Here is an 18,340-nt window from a genome sequence, read left to right on the forward strand (position 1 = left end):
GGACCCATAGCACCCTCCCATATTCTTTTAAAATTTTTTATCTAACCTTTTTTTTATCCAAGAGCAATAAAAAGATTTTCTCTAGAGTTCCTCCAGAGGATAAAATTCTTCCTCTACTCCTCTAAGTAATTTTCTTTCTTGCACAAATTCCAAAAAGACCTCTGCATCAATAAAACCAAGATCTTCCTTAGCTTTTATCTTCTTAAAATCTAAATAAAAATCACCCCCCCTGGCAACAAAGCTATTGGTTACCAATAGATACTTTTCTTCTAACTTTAGAGGTTCCCATCTATTATTGCGATATATGACCAAATCCACTATTCGCCTTCCCAAGGGATTAGCCTTTCTCAACTTAAACTTAGCTCCATACAGGTAGGGAAAAGGACCAGTCCTACCCTGCAAAGCTCTATCCACTGCTTTTTCTAAAATAGTCTTCAACTCCTTTCCAGACAGTTCAAACAAAACCAGGCTGTTACCAAAGGGCAAGACTTCGTAAATATCAGCCACGGTAATGGGCCCTTTAGCTAGGGAAGTCCTTACTCCACCAGCATTTTGCAAAGCAAGATCTACCTCCAGATATTTAGTTTTTAAATACATAGACTTAGCTACCAAGGGAGCTAAGTCATTTCTTTTATCTGTTTGAGGTATACGAATATTACTCAAACTTTTAAGGGCTTTTCCTACTACTTTCTTTTTGAGTTTTTCTACTTCTTTGGAGTAATCCAGTATGTTTTGTTCTACTTTCTTATTCTTTTGAGAAGATACAAAGAAAGCCTTTTGCCTTGCTGTTAAGCCCTGTATTCCTGTTTTCGAACCAAGCAAAAATATAATTCTAGAGTCCTTTTGCCAGCTATTTTCTAAAATTACACCTTGTCTATCAAAAGCCACCTTAAGATCACCTAGTACATACCCCCACTTCCAGGCAGTAACCACTAGGACAGGTTTATTATGGTTATATACAAGAGTAGGATAAGGTCCTTCAGAAGGAAGTCCTAACTCCTCTAATTTTCCTAAAGGTGTATGAGAATGTCCTCCTACAATAATGTCAATATCCTCTACTTCCCGGGCTAGTTTTATATCCTGTTTATATCCAAGATGACTTAAGACTATTACTTTATTTATACCCATCTTTTTAAAAAGCTGAACAAAATCAGAAGCAACTTTTTTTACATCTTTAAAGCCTATGTTATTACCAGGACTAGATATGTTTTGAGTGTCTGGAGTAGTTAATCCTAAGATAGCCACCTTTTCCCTTCCTATTTGCATAATAATATACTTTTTAATCTTACTTTGTAACTTATTTGGTTTTTTAAAATAAATATTAGCACAGAGAATAGGAAAATTGGCCCTGGAAACAAATTTCTGCCAAAGGACTTCAGGCCCCTTATCAAACTCATGATTTCCAAGAACCATAGCATCTAAACTTAAAAGATTTAGACTGGTAATATCTGCTATTCCTTGAAAAAAGGTATAATAAAGAGTACCCTGAACTGCATCTCCTGCATGTAAAAAAAGAATATTTTTATCTTGTTTTTTTTCTTTTTGGACATAATCAGCAATATAGGCATATCCACCCACCAAAATTTTGCTATTACCTTTTTTCTGCTTATTTATGGTTAAAGCCAAAGGGTTTAAGTGAGAATGAGTGTCGTTTACATGTATAATTCTAAGAACAAAACTTTCTGAAAGATCTTTACTGTTTATAATCTCTTGCTTTTTTACACAAGAAACAACAATAGCACTCAGCAAAAAAATACAAACTACCAACAGCCATCTTTTTTTTCTCATAAATCCTCTCCTTGCCTATCTGGCCTTAATTTAGCCAAGTGTTATCGAAAAAATTTTATAGACAAGAAAAAAATAATTCACTAAGCCCACTCTTTTTAAAGAAATCTGTACTGGAGGGGTAAAATATATGCAAGCTATTCTTATGAAAATGGTAATCTCTTTTCTCTTAATCCTTACTTTAAATAGCCCAGTATTAGCTCAGGATGTGTTAACAATTGGTTTCAACCTTCCCATGAGTGGAGAAAATAAACAAACAGGCATCTCAGCCAGAGACGCTGCTGAAATGATTAAAGAAAGAATCAACCTACAGGGTGGGCTTACCATTGGAAGCAAGAGCTATATTCTAAAGTTTATCTACGAAGACAATGACTTTGATCCTAAAAAAGCCCAATCAGTAACCCAAAAACTAGTAGAAACAGACAAGGCTCTGGCCATAGTTGGCCCCATGGCCAGTAGGCAGGCCGTACCTGCAGGGGCAATTGCCAACAAACTACAAACCCCCATGATATCTCCCTGGTCCACTAACCCCAAAACCACCCTCAATAGACCCTGGGTATTTAGAGCTGCTTTTTTAGACCCCTTTCAAAGCGATGTGGCCATAAAATTTAGTGAAAAACTTTTTAAACCCCAAAAAGTAGCTGTAATTTTTGTAAAAGATGACGATTATTCTAAGGATCTGGCTGAGCTTTTTAAATTAAAATGGGAGCATAAATATGGTACAGGAACAGTAGTGGGTTTTGAAGGTTTTCTCACTGGCAATAACGATTTTACTCCTTTAGTTAAAAAAATTCTTAAAGATAAACCAGATTTGATTTTTCTTCCCTGCCATTACTATCAAACCGCCAATATCATGAAGACCCTGCACACACTGGGCTGGGAAGGACCTATCATGGGTACAGATTCTTGGAACTCTGCGGATCTATTTAAACTCTGTGGACGAGATTGTGTAGGACATTTTTTCTCTACCCACTATACTGCTTTAGGAGCAAAAGGATTAACCCAAAACTTTGTTCAACAATTCCAGAGAAAATATAATTATTTGCCTGACGACCCAGCAGCCCTTACTTATGATTCTATTAACCTCATCTTCCAAGCCCTAAAAAACAGCGGAGATTTATTTAACCAGGCTGACTCCATAACCAAAAAAAGAGCTATCCTTCGTTTTGCCTTATCTAAAATCCAACAATTTAACGGTGTTACTGGAAAAATGAGCTTTAACTATCAAGGTGACCCCATAAAATGTGCGGTAGTAGTAAAAATCAATGAAAAAGGAGAGTTTGTCTTCTCTGAATCTGTTTGCCCGGAAGAATAAATTTAATTTAAAAAAGGTTGCCATTTGGCCAAGATGCGCTTAAACCATAAATATTAGAATGTATTCAGGAGGAAAACATGTCCAATTGGCAACCTTATTCACCCACGAAAGCCCGCGTAGAAGTGCTCAACGCCTTTATGCGGGGAGTTTATCAGTGGATGGCTCTAGGCTTAGGCCTTACAGGTATCATAGCTTATTTCACGGCTACTAGTCCTACCTTACTGCAAATTATTTTCGGCAATCCCCTGGTAATGTGGGGGCTCTTAATTGGTGAACTACTTTTAGTTGTAGGGCTTAGCGCAGGGATAAGCAAACTCTCTGGCTCCACAGCCACATTTCTCTTTTTGCTCTATTCTGGACTAAATGGCCTTACTCTTTCGGCCATATTTCTCGTCTACACTACCTCTTCTATTGCTTCTACCTTCTTAATCTGTGCTGGAATGTTTGCGGCCATGTCCATCTATGGACTTACCACCAAAAAAGACCTTACTTCCCTGGGTAGTTTTCTCTTCATGGGGCTCATTGGTATTATCATTGCTTCCATAGTAAATATCTTTTTGAAGAGTTCCGCCTTTCAGTTTGTTATCAGTGGGATTGGCGTAATTGTTTTTGTGGGACTTACTGCTTATGACTCCCAAAAACTAAAGCTAATGGGAGAAAGCGCCCCCTATGATGATGCCCTAGCAATTAGAAGGGGGACCATCCTGGGTGCCCTTACCCTATACCTGGATTTTATTAACCTCTTCTTGATGTTACTTAGATTTTTTGGTCAATCCAGAGAATAAAAAAGGGGGGACCTTCCCCCTTTTTCCCAACAATGAATCCAATTATTTCTTCCCTTCTTTACCCCCTGGGTCTTACCTATGCTGGTTTGGTTAATCTGCGCAATAAATTTTACAGCCGCCAAAAAGTATCTCTGGGCTTGCCCACCATTTCCATAGGCAACATATCTGTAGGTGGAACCGGCAAAACCCCTTTTACTCTTTATCTAGCTCAAAAGATACACTCCTGGGGACAAATACCCTTTGTTTTAACTCGAGGTTATAAAGCCAACCCTCCCACCTATCCTTTTGCCGTCAGCCCCACAGATAGTCCTAATACAGCTGGAGATGAACCCCTCTTACTAGCTAAACAGGGATTACAGGTCATAATTGACCCCAACCGGGTACGAGCAGCGCAATTTGCCCTGCAAAACTACACTCCCACCTCTTTTTTATTGGACGACGGTTTTCAGCAAACCAAAATCTTTAAGGATTTGGACCTGGTTCTTCTGGCACCTAGGGACTTTTACAACTGGAATCGCCCTCTTCCCAGCGGCTATTGGCGGGAAGGGGAAAAGGGATTAACCCGAGCAGATATTTTTCTGGTAAACCTGCAGGGTAACAATCTGTCCCTTCTACAAAAACTGGCCACTAAGAAACTAAAAAAATTTTCTAAACCTCTTCTTTTTTTTGACTATAAGATAACATATCTGGAACATGTTCAAAATAAAGAACAAACTAAAAAACTAAAAAATTATTTGCTTATAACCACCCTTGCCAATCCTCAAAAAATAGTTAAAAGTCTTCTCAACTTTGGCTTAAATCCCCCAGACCTACATCTCTCTTACCCTGACCACTACTTCTTTAAACCTCACGATAGAAAAAAGATTTTAAGGATTATAAGAGAAAAAAAGTTAAATCTGGTGTGTACAGAAAAAGAAAAGGATAAACTGGTAGGCATTTTAAATACGCAAGACATTTGGGTTATTAAAAGCCACATTGTCTTCTCTTCAAAAGAAGAGGAAGATTTACTGCTGCAAAAAGTAAAAAATATTTTACAAATTAAATAAGATAAGGAAGATTATGAAACAAAAAATAAATAAACAGGAAATACTTAGAATTTTTCGTAAAAAACAAAAACCTTTAACTCCTAAAGAAATCTACACTCTTTTAGGCAAGAAAAAACACCTCAAAAAAGCGGTCAAAAGAATTCTTAAGGAACTGGAAGAGCAGGGGAAAATCCTCAAAACAGGAAAAGCCCTGTGCCTGGTGGAAAAATTGCCCCTGGTAAAGGGAGTATTAGAAATTCAGGGTTCAGGCATAGGTTTTGTCATTCCAGAAGATAAAAGGCGCAAGGATATCTTTGTACACCCCAACAACTTTGAAGACGCCTGGCATGAAGACGAAGTCCTGGTAGCTATCTTACCCTTTAAAACAGGTAAAAGCCCAGAAGGGCGTATCGTCAGAGTTCTAAAAAAGAAAAGGGAAAAAATCGTAGCCAAGGTAAAGCAAAAAATTGGCTCTCAGGTGTATTTAACTCAACCTACGGATTTAAGGCTTCACTTTTCCCTGGTCATAGAAAGTCCAGAAAAGTTACAACCAGGCTCCCTACTTACTTTAAAACCAGAAGCCCCTCTAGAGCCTTCTCTCTGGTCTGCTACCCTGGAAGATGTTTTAGGTCCAGAAAAAGACCTGAGTGTGCAGGAAAAAATGGTCAAAATAAACCATCTCATACCTACAGACTTTCCTGCTCAAGTTCTCAAGGAAGTAACAGAATTGCCTGCCCACCCCAAAGAAAAAGACTTTGACCAGCGTACGGATTTGCGTTCCCTGCCTTTTGTTACCATTGATGGGGCCAAGGCCAGGGATTTTGACGATGCCATCTGTGTGCAAAAGACAGCCCAGGGCTATAAACTTTTTGTGGCTATTGCTGATGTCTCCCACTATGTGGACTTTGGCTCTGCTTTGGACAAAGAAGCCCTGGAAAGAGGCAACTCCTATTATTTCCCCCTCTCAGTAGAGCCCATGTTCCCCCCGGCCCTATCCAATGGTCTTTGCAGCTTAAACCCCCATGTCCCCAGGTTGGTCATGGTTGCAGAAATGGACTTTAATAAGCAGGGACAAAAACAAAAGGCCAAATTCTATCCTGGAGTAATTGAAAGCAAATTTAGGCTAACTTACACCCAGGTACACCAGGCCCTGGAAAAAGGAGATACTCAGGCTAAAAAAGAAGTGGAGCCTGTTCTTCCCATGCTGGAATTAGCTTATGAACTTGCCTCCCAGTTAAAAAAACTTCGCCAGCAAAGGGGCAGTATTGACTTTGACTTACCAGAACCAGAAATTCATTTTAATCTGCAAGAAGGCCTTCTGGAAGTAAGGCCAAGGCTTAGGTATTTTTCCCATCAGGTAATAGAAGAATTTATGATTGCTGCCAATGAAGCAGTGGCTGAATTTTTAGAAACAAAGGAAATGCCCTTTTTATATCGTGTCCATCCTGCCCCTGACCCTGAAAAGTTAGCCTCTTTATTTAAACTTCTAAAAACAACCACTTTAGCAGAAAAACTTCCTGAAAAAACCTCTCCTAAAGACCTGCAGGACCTCTTAAAAAAAGCAGAGCACACTGAACTCGCCTTTTTGGTCAATCGCTTACTTTTAAGGTCCATGATGCAGGCCAAATACAGCCCTGTAAATGAAGGCCACTTTGGCCTGGCTTCTCTTTCCTATTGTCACTTTACCTCTCCCATTAGACGCTACGCAGACCTGGTGGTACACAGGGCCTTAAAAAAGGTATTGGTGGGAGATTTTCCCCGAAAAAAGAAGCTAAAAAAACTCCAGAAACTGGGAGAGCACCTAAGTTTACAAGAACGCAAGGCCATGGAAGCAGAAAGAGAGATGCTCAAAAGGGCCTCTATTTTAGCTCTAGAAAAGAGGATAGGACAGGAGTTTACTGGCATTGTCTCCTCTTTAAGCGACTTTGGTTTTTGGGTAGAATTGGAAGAAATTATGGCCGAAGGCCTAGTGCGCTTCTCCAGCCTTAGTGATGATTATTACTCCTTTTTGCCAGATAGACAGGAAATAAGAGGCGAGCGCACAGGAAAACGCTTTGTGCTGGGTCAAAAAGTAAGAGTTGTCTTAGAAAGGGCTGATTTAGATAGATTACAGGTGGATTTTGCCTTAAAAGAAGAAGATTAAAAAACTCTTCTACTTCCAACCTATTCTTTGGCTCTGGGATGAGCCTGGTCGTAGATTTGCATTATGGTTTCTAAGTTAAGGTGGGTATAGCGTTGGGTGGTAGAAATCCTGCTATGGCCCAAAAGCTCCTGTACTGTACGCAAATCAGCACCTGCTTGCAGTAAATGGGTGGCAAAGGTATGTCTTAGCGTATGAGGGCTCAAATTAAAATTAAGTCTGGCTTCTTTAGCCAGGCGCAACAAAATACGATTGGCTTGGCGACGATTTAAGCGTTTTCCCCGTATTCCTAAAAAAAAGGCCTGCTCCCGCAAACTGGGATTAAAGGCTTCTCTTTGCCGAAGATAATTTAACAACCTTTGCGCAGCCTTTTTACTTAAAGGTACCATGCGTTCCTTTTGCCCCTTTCCCAGAACAATTACCACTCTTTGCCCCAAATCTACATCCTCCAGGTTTAACCCCAGGGCTTCACTTATTCTAAGTCCTGACCCATAAATGAGTTCTGCCAGGGCAATATCCCTTAGGTTTTTAGGGGAAGGTTCCAGTTCCACTTCCAGTAAGTTTATTACCTGGTCCACATTTAATACTCTGGGAATCTTCTTTTCTTGCTTAGGATTTTTTATGCCCAACAAAGGATTGATCTCTATTTTTTTACGCTTTAAAAGAAAGCGAAAAAAAGACCTTAGAGAAGAAAGCTTTCTGGCTAAAGAACTTTTACTTAAGTTTTTAGCATAAAGCTCCTGAATAAAGCTAAGGACATCTGGTTTTACAATCTTTTCAGGAGAGTCTAAACTTTTTTTTACCTTATTTAAAAAAAGTTCAAACTCTTTTAAATCAGTGGCATACGCTCTAAGAGTAGCTAAAGAATAGCCTTTTTCTACTTCTAAATAAGCAATAAAAACTTGTAAATTATGAGGAAGGTTTTCTTCTATCCAGGACATAATTACTTTTGGGATTTTTCTTGGCAACTTTCTTTAAGTTCATGGCAATTTGTGCAGCTTCACCATAGTGTTTTAACTGACCATAGTTAAAAACCACAGCAATGGAAATTGCCATTAAGGGAAATTCTCTTACTTTTCCCTGCCTATCTGTGGAAACAATTTTACCCTGCTCTCTATCTTCAGGGTCGTAAAAATTAGGAACAATACTGTCAAAGCTTTCTACAATCAATTCACAGGCCTTTTCTGCCTTATCAGTAGGCACAATAAAAATAAAATCATCTCCGCCCACATGTCCCACAAAACTCTCAGGACCACCAATAGCCCTTATGGTGTTGACAATAATTCTAGCTGTCATCATCAAAACTTCATCACCTCTAGAAAAGCCATATTTGTCATTAAAGGACTTGAAGTGATCCAGGTCCACATAAGCCAGGGCAAATTCTTTTTGCTGGTCTAATAAACTCTGTATCTTTTGAATAATGGAGGTATTACCTGGCAGCTTGGTCAAAGGATTGGCATCCAGGCTTCTGGCTGCCCTACTTAAAATAAGAGTTAAACGCACTCTGGCAATATCTTCTTTTATGGGCTTTAAAATAAAGTCATCTATTTCTAGATGGGTAAAGTCTATACTGGGCAGGTCTTCTTTATCTAAAATTAAAACCACTGGTACCTGGCGATAAACATTTTCACTCTTAAAAAGAGAAACCAAATGCAAGGGGTCAACATCTTTTAAATCCTTATCAAGCAAAAGTAGTTGAGGAGGATTGTTAAATAAAAATTCTATAGCTCCGCTACCACGCTCAAAAACAGTCCAATTGGCTGCAGGAAAGGATTTTTTCAAAGTTTTAAACAATTCAACAGAGTTGGAAATAAGAAAAAAATCCTGTTGTTTATTCATATTTTATTCGTCAGGAGTGAAATGGGAAAGTTCTAAAAACTGTTCTCCCAAATTATCCAGAATATCTTCCAGGTCATTTAAAGAAAGTTTAAGTATTTTTAAACTCTCTGGATAGACAAAACTTACCTGGTCATCTCCAGCAAAACCCACTTCAAAGGCTCTGGTAATAAAATCAGCCAGGTGGACCACTGCGGCCATATCGGGATGGTGTTGAGCGCTCTTTACTTTGTGATGCCAGGCCAAGGCCTCTCGCAAACGCAAAGGAAGATTCCAGTAATCTGCCAGCCAGGCATTTATCCTGTCGTGAGCAAAGCCCATTACTTTTCGTTCTGCCTCATAATAGCTTAGGTCTTCTTTTTTTACCACTGCATCCACTTCTTCTTTTAGCTCTGGCAATTGAACCAGGGCAATTACCTTGCCCAGGTCGTGCAAAAGCCCGGCCACTGCATACTCCTCAGGGTCCTTAAAACCTACCTTTTTGGCAATAACCGAAGCAGCTAAAGCACAGCCCAAACTATGTTCCCAAAGTCCCACCATGGACTTGGTCATAATATCAAATACAGAAGTGCTAATTATAAGCCCTTTAATCACATTAAAACCCAAAAGTACCAGGGCATGTTGAATGGTAGATATCCTTCTGGGAAAACCGTAAATGGGAGAATTGACCATTTTTAAGACCTTGGCTGATAAAACCTGGTCCCTGGAGATAGCTTTGGCAATTTTTTCTGTTGAAGAATTGGGGTCTTCTACCAGTTTGCTTACTTCTTCCAATACCTTGGGTAAAGTGGGCAAGTCCTTGACTGCTAAAACCTTTTTCTTGGTTTCCAATTGCAAATCTTCCATTACTCACTCCCTTCTTCTGGAGTCTGCATCTCTGCCAGGGCTTTGTGCTGAAAGTATTCTTGCAAAAAATTCTTTAATTTTAACATAAAAGGGTCATCCTGATGACGAAAAAGATAATCCATTCTTTTAATCCGCTTCTCAAAAGAAGGAGCAGAAGCCAGCCCCTCCAGGTCCAGGGGATTTCCCTTTACCACAATGGACTTTATCCCCTTGTTAGCCAGGATGCGAATGTGATTTTCCGTAAGGCTAACCCCTGCTGCCAAAAGCACCTGCCCGGTCTCGCTGGTAGCTGGTTTTTCCAGGACCATGCCAGGCTTGGCCAGATTGATGGGAATTTTTTGCATGCACTTCTCCTCTTACCAATAACTGCTATTTTTACTTTCCTCTTCTTGCAAATAAAATCAAGTCTTTTCTTAGATTAAAGAGTAAAAGAGACCTGGCTTTCTGGTTATAAGTCCTTTTACTTCCAGTTGCAAAAGCATACTATTTAACAGTGCAGATGAAAAGGGCAGGGCCTGTTGAATATCTTCTAAATGCATCTCCTGGTTTTCCTGTAAAAGAGTTAGAATCTGTTTTTCCTCTACACTTAAATCCGAAAAGTCCCCAGAGGTTGTTTTGGGTTCAGAAAAAGAACCTTTTGTCTCCAAACCAAGCATTTCCAGTACATCTTCTGGCTCTTGTATAAGATAAGCCCCTTGTTGAATCAAAGCATTACACCCAGCAAAGGAATTCATTTTACAGGTACCAGGCACAGCAAACACCTCTCTATTTTGCTCCAGGGCAAACTGAGCCGTAATTAAAGAACCACTCTTTTTAGCTGCTTCCACTACCACTACTCCCAGGGAAAGCCCGCTAATAATCCTATTGCGAAGGGGAAAATTTTGCGGCTCAGGCTCTGTAGAAGGTAAAAATTCGCTCAACAATAAACCTTGTTCTTGCATTTGTTCAAAAAGAGTTTTGTTTTGCCTGGGATAAACCACATCTAGGCCACAACCCAGGACCCCTATACTTTTGCCTTCTCCTCTAAGGGCAAAAGAATGAGCCCTGGCATCAATCCCCACAGCCAAGCCAGAAACCACGCAAATCCCTGCTGCACTTAAAGTGCTAGCCAGTTCTTCAGCCATTTTTAAACCATAGGCTGTACATCTCCTGGCTCCCACCAGGGCTACCTTGGTTTTTTGTAATAAAGACAACCTGCCCTTATAAAATAAAAGAGGAGGAGGTGTACTTATTTCTCTTAACAGGGAAGGGTAATTATCATCAGTAAAAAGCAGGTAAGAGACATTCTTTTTTAAAATTTCTTCAACCAGAGAAGTGGCCTTTTGCCAGCAACCATCTAATTCTAAAGAGTTGATTCCCAATTTTGAAAGCAGTTTTACATCTTTTCGTGCTTCTTCTAAAAAAAGATAAGGGCTTTTATAGTCTAAAACTATTCTTTTTATCCTGGCAGGGCCAACTCCTTTTATCTCTCTTAAAACTAAAAAGGCAAATAGTTCCTTTTCTCTGGTCAATTTTTTAACTCAAGCTCTTAAGTTTCATTCTTGCTTTTGCAGCTACATCACTTTTGGGATAATCCTCCAGTAAAACCTTTAAATAAAACCTGGCATTATCCTTATCTCCCAATTCCAGATAGGCATAGGCAATTTTAAGTAAAGCATGACTGGCCTTCTCACTCTTAGGAAAGGAATTTACTACCTGCTTAAAGGCCAGAATGGCTTGAGCATAAAGCTCTTCTCCATAGTAGCTTTCTCCAATCCAATAAAGGGCATTGGGCAGTAACTTACTCTGGGGATATTCTTCCTGCAGTTGCTTTAAAAACTTACGACCAGACTTATATTGGCCCTCTAATACCAGTTTTAAACCCTTTTCATACAACTTTTTATCCGTCCAAGAGTCTTTTTGAGATTGCATCGCCCCAAGCTTAACTTCCAGTTCTTCTTCTGGTCCAGGGCCAGGAATTAATTCAATTTGCATCTTTTCTTCTGTACCCTTTGCTTCTGTTTTTGCCTCTGCTTGAGATAAAGCAGTAACTTTTTGTTCTAAGGCCTGCAAAGAACTTTGCAGATTTTTTAATTCCTCTTTAATTGCAGTTAATTCCCTTTGATTTTTCCTTAGCTCTTCTCCATAAGCCAAAGAACTGCTTTCCAGATTTTCCAGACGCCATTCCAGGGACTGAGACATTACCTTGGGGTCTTGTCTATAACTACTACATCCTCCAAGCATTCCCAAAAGTACCAGCAACCAAATAAATTCTTTCTTCATTGCACTCTCTCCAGCTTAAGGGTTTAACTAAATCTAGATTCATTTTCCCTTAAGAAAAAAAAATATTTTTTTCAAGCATACTAAAAAAGTAGAAAAATAGCATCTTGACAAACAAACGTTTGTTTTATACCCGCATTTCATGCAGTCCAACAGAGAAAAAATTTTAGAAGTAGCTGAAAAACTTTTTGGTGAAAAAGGCTTTAAGGCCGTAAGTGTAAGGGAAATCACCCAAAAGGCCCAGGTCAATGTAAGTGCAGTTAACTATTATTTTGGAAGCAAAAAGGGCTTGTACCTGGCTGTATTTAAAGAACTCTGGCTAAAAAGGGCTTATCTTCAGCGACAATACCTGCAAAAAAATCTGGAAGCCAAAAAACCTTTAGATATCCAGACCTTTGTCCAGGAAGTGATGACCAGTTTTTTAACCGGTCCCATTTGTGAAGACATTAAAAAATATCACCATGCTTTAATTCAAAGAGAATTCAGAGAGTCCAGTGAAGCTCTGGACATGGTGTTAAAAGAAGCCATTCACCCCATGCTAAATCTCTTAAGCAACTACTTAGAGACAATTTTTCCTTCTCGGTTCTCTGAGGAAGAAAAAAAGGTTTATGCCTTGAGCATAATAGGCGTGGCAGTTCATTTTAATCTGGTCAGCAAGAGCTTGCCTCACATTCTGCCCGAAATAAAAACAGAGCCAATTCCCTTTATAGGCGAAAAGATAAGCTTTCTCTTAGCCCAGGGACTTCAAGGAATAACTAAATGAAAAAATTTTTTGCTTTGTTTTTGTGTTTACTTCTGGGCTGTAGCCCCAATTTAAAGTTGGAACGCAAAAATTATATAAAAATACCTTCCACCTATTTAGAAAGTGCTAATCCTGAAGAAAGTGATAGTGGAAGGTGGTGGACCAGGTTTAAAGACAAACACCTGGAAAATATCCTGGAGCAAATTAAAACTTCTAGTCTGGACTTACAAAAAAGCAGCCTTGCCCTCCAAATTTTAAAAAAACAATACGAACAGGAACTTTCCACTTTATATCCTCAAATAGATTTAAAGGGAAGTGTAATACGAGAAGGAAAATACATCTCTTCCCTTACAGGAGATAAAAAATATTCCCTTGGCAACACCTATTCTCTAAGTCTTTACGCTTCCTATGAACTGGATTTATTCCAAAAATTAAGCCAGCAAAGACAGTCTGCCTGGCATACCTTTTTGCAGGGTAAATACGAACAAATTGCCCTAAGACAAAGTTTGCTCACTGAAGGAGCTAGTTTATATTTAAATATTGCCTTTTTAAAGTATAAAAAAGAACTTTTAACAAAACTTTTAAAGCTAGCTCAAACCAAATACCAGCTTGCGCAATTAAACTATTCTCAGGGTATAAGTGAACTTTCTACCCTGCTTAACTTTGAAAATCTGGTAGAGCAGAGGAAAAATGAACTTCTTGCTTTAGAAAACACCCTTAAAAGTAAAATCTATGCCCTTTCCTTGCTTCTGGCCCAATATCCCCGGGAAGATATTTTTACTTCTCCCTGGTCTCACTTTTCTTTAGATGTGCTCCAGGTAAATCCTGGTTTACCCTCTTCTCTTTTAAAAAGAAGACCAGATATCCTGGCCCAGGAAGAAAAATTGGCAGAGCTTGAGGCAAAAGCCCAAATAGCCAGAAAGGCCAGGTTCCCTCAAATAACCCTTACAGCCACTTTTGGTTATAGCAGTACAGAGTTAAAAAACCTTTTCACACCAGAAAGTTCTCTCTGGAATCTGGCTCTGGGACTGGTCCAGCCCATTTTTCAGGCAGGAAAATTAAAAAAGGCTGAAGAAATCGCCATTCTTAACTTCAGAAAAGAAGAAATAGAATATGCCAACACCTTGCTCACTGCCTTTAAAGAAGTAGAAGAAGTATTAAACTGGAGAAAAATCCTTTTGGAGCAGCGCCAGAATCTTGAGCAATACCTAAAAAATCAAAAAAAATCTCTAGAATTAGCTAAGATAAAGTATGAATATGGCCAGCTATCTTTATTGGAGTTAAAAGAAAGAGAAGAAAACTATCTCCAAACCAAGTTAGAGATGGAGGAAAACAAGCTAAACCTTTTGCTTAATCAAATAAACCTGGTAAAAGCCTTAGGTGGAGACTGGTAAAAAGAGGTTCCTATGAAAAAAATACTACTTAGAGGAGTTATTGTTTTTTGTATTCTGGCTATAGGTATATTTATTTTTAAACTTCTGAACAGTAAAAAAACAAATCTATCTTCCACTTCCAAGAATTTAAATGTGCCCCTGGTAGAAACACTAAAGATAACTACCTTTTCTTCTCAATTAAAAATTAGAGCCCAGGGCGTGATTGAAGCCCGGGAAATAGGTAGCTTAACCCCTCAGGTAAGTGGCAAAGTCCTCTATATTTCTCCCAAACTAAAACCAGGAAGCACTGTAAAAAAAGGGGAATTGCTCCTCAAAATAGACCCCAAAGATTATCAACTGGCCCTTGCCCAAGCCCAGAACAACTTAATTCAAGCAGAAAGCAATCTTATTTTGATTCAAGCCCAGGCCAGGCAAGCCATAGAAGCCTATAAATTAGAACATGGCCCTGAAGCCCAGGTACCACCCCTTATTGCCAAAGAGCCAGAATTAAAACAGGCTCTGGCCAACAAAGAAATTGCTTTGACTAAGCTAAAGCAAGCAGAGTTAAACCTAAAACGCACTGAGCTTTTTGCTCCCTATGACCTGGTGGTGTTGGAAAAAAAAGTGGGCCTGGGAACCTACATCAATGCTGGAACCAGCCTGGCAACCTACTATGCTCTGGACTCTCTGGAAGTAAAAGTGCCCCTGGAGCCTCAAAAAATCTCCTACCTCAGCGCTCAAAGCAGGGCCCAGATTTATGTACCCAGTCTGGATAAAACCTTTACTTCTACCAGGTGGCGACCCGGGCCACAAATTGAAGAATCTACCCGTCTTATAGACATTTACCTACAGGTAAATTCTCCCCTATTAAAGCCAGGGGAGTTTGTTCAAGTCACCCTTTTAGGAAAACTTAAGAAAGGTCTGGCTAAAATCCCTGTTTCCAGTGTGCACGATTTAAATACAGTCTGGATATTAACACCAGAGCAGACCATAGAAATGCGTCCAGTTAAAGTCTGGGAACAGGAAGAAGACTTTCTCCTGGTAGAAGGCCTCAAGTCAGGGACAGAAGTTGTGACCACTCCCTTAGGTGAGGTTAGTTCAGGACTAAAGGTTAGGGTGAAGTAAATGCGCAGTATAATTGCCTGGTTTACTCAAAATCATGTGGCTACCAATTTGCTTATGGCCTTTTTGCTTCTAGGAGGCATTATTATTGGCCTGGGATTTAAGGTGGAAATATTTCCAGAAGTCACTTTAGATAAGGTTACCATAAGTGTAGTCTATAGTGGTGCTACCCCAGAGGAAATAGAAGAAAGTATCATCAAACCCATTGAAGAGGCTGTCTCTGGCCTTAGTGGAGTAAAAGAAATAGACTCTACCGCCAGCGAAGGTTTGGGCACTATCGTGGTGGAAGCACTGAAAGACTACGACTTAAGCACCCTTTACGACGATATAAAATCAGAAGTAGATAGATTGGACACCTTGCCTGAAGAGGCTGAAGACCCCATTGTAGAAAAAATTACCCGTAAAAATCAGGTTCTAAACCTGGCCCTCTATGGTCAACTACCTGAAACCTATCTAAAAAAACAGGCTCAAAAGATAAAGGACGACCTAACCAGCTTACCTGACGTAAGCTTAGTGAGCCTTTCTGGAATAAGGGACAATGAAATCCACATCCAGATAAGTGAACAGACCTTACGTAAATACAACTTGAGTTTAACTGAAGTAGCTGAAAAGATTAAATCCTATAGCCAGGACCTGCCTTTGGGCAGGATTAAAGACCCTGCAGGTGAAATTTTACTACGCTTTAAGGGCAAGCGTTATACCAAAGAGGACTTTGAGCAAATCCCCCTTATTACCCAGCCAGATGGAAGTATTCTAAGGGTTAAGGATTTGGGGCAGGTACAAGATACCTTTGAAGATGAGGACTTAAAGGTACGCTTTCAGGGGCTGCCTGCTGTCCTTATTCAGGTTTATCGTATAGGTGAACAAAATGCCCTAACTGTGGCTAAAGAAGTAAAAGAATATGTGGCTCAAACCCAAAAATATCTCCCTCCCAACTTACACCTGGCTGTTTATGATGACACTTCCAAACTCCTAAAAGATAGAATCAAGCTTTTGTTAAAAAACATGGCCTTTGGTCTTATCCTGGTGGTTATAACTTTAAGCCTGTTTTTAAACTTTCGCCTGGCCCTGTGGGTAAGTTTGGGCATACCCATTTCCTTTGCAGGAGCCTTTTTGTTTTTGCCCTTTACAGACATTTCCATCAACATGATTTCTCTTTTTGCCTTTATTATGGTCCTGGGTATTGTGGTAGACGATGCTATTGTAATTGGAGAAAATATCTACACCAAACACCAGCAAGGGCTATCACCCTTTAAGGCCAGTGTAGAAGGTGCCTATGAAGTTGGCCGGCCTGTTATCTTTTCTATTTTAACCACCCTTGCTGCCTTTTCTCCTTTGCTTCTGGGTAGTGGACAGATGGGCAAATTCATGCGCAACATTCCCATAGTGGTCAATACTGTTCTTTTTGTATCCTTAGTGGAAGCACTTTTTATACTTCCCTGTCACTTAAAGGGAAGTCTGGATAAACAAAAACTAACTGAACCCCAGTTTATACCCAGACTATTAAATAAAATTATAACCGGTCCCTATGCCAAAACCCTAAAATTTTGTCTTAACTACCGTTATATCTTTTTTAGTTTTTGCATCTTACTGCTCCTTTTAGCCGTAGGAGTGGTCAAGGGCGGACTCATCAAGTTTACCTTTTTCCCCAAAGTGGAGTCTGATTTTCTTACCTGTAATCTCACTTTGCCTCCAGGCACGCCTTTAAGCTATACAGAAAAGATTGTAAAAAAAATAGAAAAAGACCTCTTAACTGTAATAGCTAAGGCAGAACAAAACCGCCCAGCAGATAGCCCTCCTCTTTTAAAATACAGTCTAACCCTTCTAGGTACCCAGCTGGAAGTACATGGACCCAATGTTTTAAGCGGCCAATCAGGAGGTAATGTGGCCCAAATCTTTGTAGAACTTTTGGGCAATGAATACCGCAAAATAAGCTCTGCCTTTTTAGCTAACAAATGGCGAGAACAGGTGGGAGAAATACCAGGAGTAGAGACTCTGAACTTTTCCAGCGGCCTTTTTTCCTTTGGTTATCCCTTGTCCTTGGATTTATCCCATCCAGATTACAACACCTTAGTTAAAATATCCAACCTGTTTCAGGCCAAATTAAAAGAAATACCTGGTGTATTTGATGTGGGAGACTCCTTTATTCCGGGCAAAAAAGAACTCCAGCTAAAATTAAAGCCCCTAGGCCTGGAGTTAGGACTTAGTAGCAATTACATCGCCAGAGAAGTACGAGCAGCTTTTTATGGAGCAGAAGCCTTAAACTTTCAAAGGGATAAAGATGAAGTTAAAGTAAGGGTTATCTATCCGGAGAAAAAAAGACTCTCTGCCCAAACCCTTACTCAAATGTGGATAAAAAGCCCTCAGGGCAAATTTGTTCCCTTAAGCTTTGTGGCTGACTTTAAACTAGCTGAAAGTTATTCCCAGATTAAAAGGGTAAATAACCGACGGGTGGTCACAGTTTTTGCTGATGTGGATGAAACCAAAAACAATGCCAATGAATTAAGAAACACCCTGGCCAAGACCCTTTTGCCAGAATTAAAAACCCAATATCCAGACCTATCCTGGTCCTGGGCTGGCGAAGGAAAAGAACAAAAGGAATCCATGCAGGATATTTTTAAAAGTTTTATCCTGGCCCTTATGCTCATTTATGTGCTTCTGGCCATTCCCTTAAAATCCTACGGCCAGCCCCTAATCATCATGATTGCTATTCCCTTCAGTATTCTAGGAGCTATTTTAGGGCACTTGCTTTTAGGCTTTAACTTAAGCATCTTAAGTATGTTTGGCATAGTGGGCTTGGCAGGAGTGGCTGTAAATGATGCCCTGGTACTGGTGGATGCAGCCAACTTTCTAAAACAACAGGGAAACAAGCCTTTTGAAGCAGTTTATCTGGCTGGACAAAAGCGCTTTCGAGCAGTAACTCTCACCTCCCTTACCACCTTTGCTGGACTTATGCCCATGATTTTAGAAAAAAGCTTACAAGCCCAGTTTTTAATCCCCATGGCCATAAGCCTGGGCTTTGGAATTCTAATTGCCACTTTTATTACCCTGCTCCTTATTCCCTGCTTGTTTTTAATTGCTCAAGATTTAAAAAATTTATTTACTAAATAAA

15 protein-coding genes are annotated in these 18,340 nt (G+C 39.7%); 8 read left to right on the forward strand and 7 right to left on the reverse strand.

Annotated features, from left to right (window positions below):
* Nucleotides 1-81 precede the first annotated feature (81 nt).
* On the reverse strand, nucleotides 82-1,788 hold the full coding sequence (locus ACTCIM_RS02670) for a bifunctional metallophosphatase/5'-nucleotidase (protein WP_472313733.1): 1,707 nt from the start codon (nucleotides 1,786-1,788) through the stop codon (nucleotides 82-84).
* Nucleotides 1,789-1,915: 127 nt separating this feature from the next.
* Here ACTCIM_RS02670 and ACTCIM_RS02675 point away from each other — a divergent pair, with 127 nt between their 5' ends.
* The 4 genes from ACTCIM_RS02675 to rnr all read left to right on the forward strand — a co-directional run bounded on the left by ACTCIM_RS02675 (nucleotide 1,916) and on the right by rnr (nucleotide 7,053).
* Nucleotides 1,916-3,100, forward strand: a complete 1,185-nt coding sequence (locus tag ACTCIM_RS02675; RefSeq protein WP_472313736.1) for an ABC transporter substrate-binding protein — start codon at nucleotides 1,916-1,918, stop codon at nucleotides 3,098-3,100.
* A 77-nt stretch (nucleotides 3,101-3,177) separates the two neighbouring features.
* Nucleotides 3,178-3,885 (forward strand): Bax inhibitor-1/YccA family protein, encoded by a 708-nt coding sequence (locus tag ACTCIM_RS02680; RefSeq protein WP_472313739.1) that lies wholly within the window; start codon nucleotides 3,178-3,180, stop codon nucleotides 3,883-3,885.
* Nucleotides 3,886-3,917: 32 nt separating this feature from the next.
* Nucleotides 3,918-4,931: a tetraacyldisaccharide 4'-kinase gene (gene lpxK / locus ACTCIM_RS02685; protein WP_464278800.1), complete on the forward strand. Its 1,014-nt coding sequence runs from the start codon at nucleotides 3,918-3,920 to the stop codon at nucleotides 4,929-4,931.
* A gap of 13 nt (nucleotides 4,932-4,944) precedes the next feature.
* Entirely contained in the window at nucleotides 4,945-7,053 is a 2,109-nt protein-coding gene (gene rnr, locus ACTCIM_RS02690) for a ribonuclease R (protein WP_472313742.1), read from the forward strand.
* A 20-nt stretch (nucleotides 7,054-7,073) separates the two neighbouring features.
* On the opposite strand, the gene xerC is transcribed toward rnr, so the two are convergent.
* The 6 genes from xerC to ybgF form a co-directional block, all read right to left on the reverse strand.
* Nucleotides 7,074-7,991: a tyrosine recombinase XerC gene (xerC, locus tag ACTCIM_RS02695; RefSeq protein ID WP_472313744.1), complete on the reverse strand. Its 918-nt coding sequence runs from the start codon at nucleotides 7,989-7,991 to the stop codon at nucleotides 7,074-7,076.
* Nucleotides 7,960-8,889, reverse strand: a complete 930-nt coding sequence (locus ACTCIM_RS02700) for a GGDEF domain-containing protein (RefSeq protein WP_029966418.1) — start codon at nucleotides 8,887-8,889, stop codon at nucleotides 7,960-7,962. Before ACTCIM_RS02700 ends, xerC begins: the two co-directional genes overlap by 32 nt.
* 3 nt (nucleotides 8,890-8,892) lie before the next feature.
* Nucleotides 8,893-9,732, reverse strand: a complete 840-nt coding sequence (locus ACTCIM_RS02705; protein ID WP_464278806.1) for an HDOD domain-containing protein — start codon at nucleotides 9,730-9,732, stop codon at nucleotides 8,893-8,895.
* Nucleotides 9,732-10,076, reverse strand: a complete 345-nt coding sequence (locus ACTCIM_RS02710) for a hypothetical protein (RefSeq protein ID WP_464278807.1) — start codon at nucleotides 10,074-10,076, stop codon at nucleotides 9,732-9,734. The genes ACTCIM_RS02705 and ACTCIM_RS02710 overlap by 1 nt, the downstream gene beginning before the upstream one ends.
* Before the next feature lie 69 nt (nucleotides 10,077-10,145).
* The gene (dprA, locus tag ACTCIM_RS02715; RefSeq protein WP_464278808.1) at nucleotides 10,146-11,243 is read right to left on the reverse strand and encodes a DNA-processing protein DprA; all 1,098 of its coding nucleotides are present in this window, start codon (nucleotides 11,241-11,243) and stop codon (nucleotides 10,146-10,148) included.
* Between the two features lie 4 nt (nucleotides 11,244-11,247).
* On the reverse strand, nucleotides 11,248-11,994 hold the full coding sequence (ybgF, locus tag ACTCIM_RS02720; RefSeq protein WP_464278809.1) for a tol-pal system protein YbgF: 747 nt from the start codon (nucleotides 11,992-11,994) through the stop codon (nucleotides 11,248-11,250).
* Between the two features lie 139 nt (nucleotides 11,995-12,133).
* Between ybgF and ACTCIM_RS02725 the strand changes: the two genes are divergently transcribed.
* The 4 genes from ACTCIM_RS02725 to ACTCIM_RS02740 are packed head-to-tail and all read left to right on the forward strand — an operon-like array spanning nucleotide 12,134 to nucleotide 18,339.
* On the forward strand, nucleotides 12,134-12,754 hold the full coding sequence (locus ACTCIM_RS02725; protein WP_472313746.1) for a TetR/AcrR family transcriptional regulator: 621 nt from the start codon (nucleotides 12,134-12,136) through the stop codon (nucleotides 12,752-12,754).
* Nucleotides 12,751-14,127, forward strand: coding sequence for an efflux transporter outer membrane subunit (locus ACTCIM_RS02730; protein ID WP_464278812.1), 1,377 nt, complete (start codon nucleotides 12,751-12,753; stop codon nucleotides 14,125-14,127). Before ACTCIM_RS02725 ends, ACTCIM_RS02730 begins: the two co-directional genes overlap by 4 nt.
* A gap of 12 nt (nucleotides 14,128-14,139) precedes the next feature.
* Nucleotides 14,140-15,231 carry an efflux RND transporter periplasmic adaptor subunit gene (locus ACTCIM_RS02735; protein ID WP_472313748.1) on the forward strand — a complete coding sequence of 364 codons (1,092 nt, stop codon included), beginning with the start codon at nucleotides 14,140-14,142 and terminating at the stop codon, nucleotides 15,229-15,231.
* The gene (locus ACTCIM_RS02740; RefSeq protein WP_472313750.1) at nucleotides 15,232-18,339 is read left to right on the forward strand and encodes an efflux RND transporter permease subunit; all 3,108 of its coding nucleotides are present in this window, start codon (nucleotides 15,232-15,234) and stop codon (nucleotides 18,337-18,339) included. It begins immediately after the preceding gene.
* Nucleotide 18,340: the final 1 nt, after the last annotated feature.

This window comes from Desulfonauticus sp. (assembly GCF_055126295.1).

Excerpts from the sequence above, each read along its gene's own strand:
- ACTCIM_RS02670 (WP_472313733.1), bottom strand. The coding sequence starts at position 1,788 with ATGAGAAAAAAAAGATGGCTGTTGGTAGTTTGTATTTTTTTGCTGAGT.
- ACTCIM_RS02675 (WP_472313736.1), top strand. The coding sequence starts at position 1,916 with ATGCAAGCTATTCTTATGAAAATGGTAATCTCTTTTCTCTTAATCCTT.
- ACTCIM_RS02680 (WP_472313739.1), top strand. The coding sequence starts at position 3,178 with ATGTCCAATTGGCAACCTTATTCACCCACGAAAGCCCGCGTAGAAGTG.
- lpxK (WP_464278800.1), top strand. The coding sequence starts at position 3,918 with ATGAATCCAATTATTTCTTCCCTTCTTTACCCCCTGGGTCTTACCTAT.
- rnr (WP_472313742.1), top strand. The coding sequence starts at position 4,945 with ATGAAACAAAAAATAAATAAACAGGAAATACTTAGAATTTTTCGTAAA.
- xerC (WP_472313744.1), bottom strand. The coding sequence starts at position 7,991 with ATGTCCTGGATAGAAGAAAACCTTCCTCATAATTTACAAGTTTTTATT.
- ACTCIM_RS02700 (WP_029966418.1), bottom strand. The coding sequence starts at position 8,889 with ATGAATAAACAACAGGATTTTTTTCTTATTTCCAACTCTGTTGAATTG.
- ACTCIM_RS02705 (WP_464278806.1), bottom strand. The coding sequence starts at position 9,732 with ATGGAAGATTTGCAATTGGAAACCAAGAAAAAGGTTTTAGCAGTCAAG.
- ACTCIM_RS02710 (WP_464278807.1), bottom strand. The coding sequence starts at position 10,076 with ATGCAAAAAATTCCCATCAATCTGGCCAAGCCTGGCATGGTCCTGGAA.
- ybgF (WP_464278809.1), bottom strand. The coding sequence starts at position 11,994 with ATGAAGAAAGAATTTATTTGGTTGCTGGTACTTTTGGGAATGCTTGGA.
- ACTCIM_RS02725 (WP_472313746.1), top strand. The coding sequence starts at position 12,134 with ATGCAGTCCAACAGAGAAAAAATTTTAGAAGTAGCTGAAAAACTTTTT.
- ACTCIM_RS02730 (WP_464278812.1), top strand. The coding sequence starts at position 12,751 with ATGAAAAAATTTTTTGCTTTGTTTTTGTGTTTACTTCTGGGCTGTAGC.
- ACTCIM_RS02735 (WP_472313748.1), top strand. The coding sequence starts at position 14,140 with ATGAAAAAAATACTACTTAGAGGAGTTATTGTTTTTTGTATTCTGGCT.
- ACTCIM_RS02740 (WP_472313750.1), top strand. The coding sequence starts at position 15,232 with ATGCGCAGTATAATTGCCTGGTTTACTCAAAATCATGTGGCTACCAAT.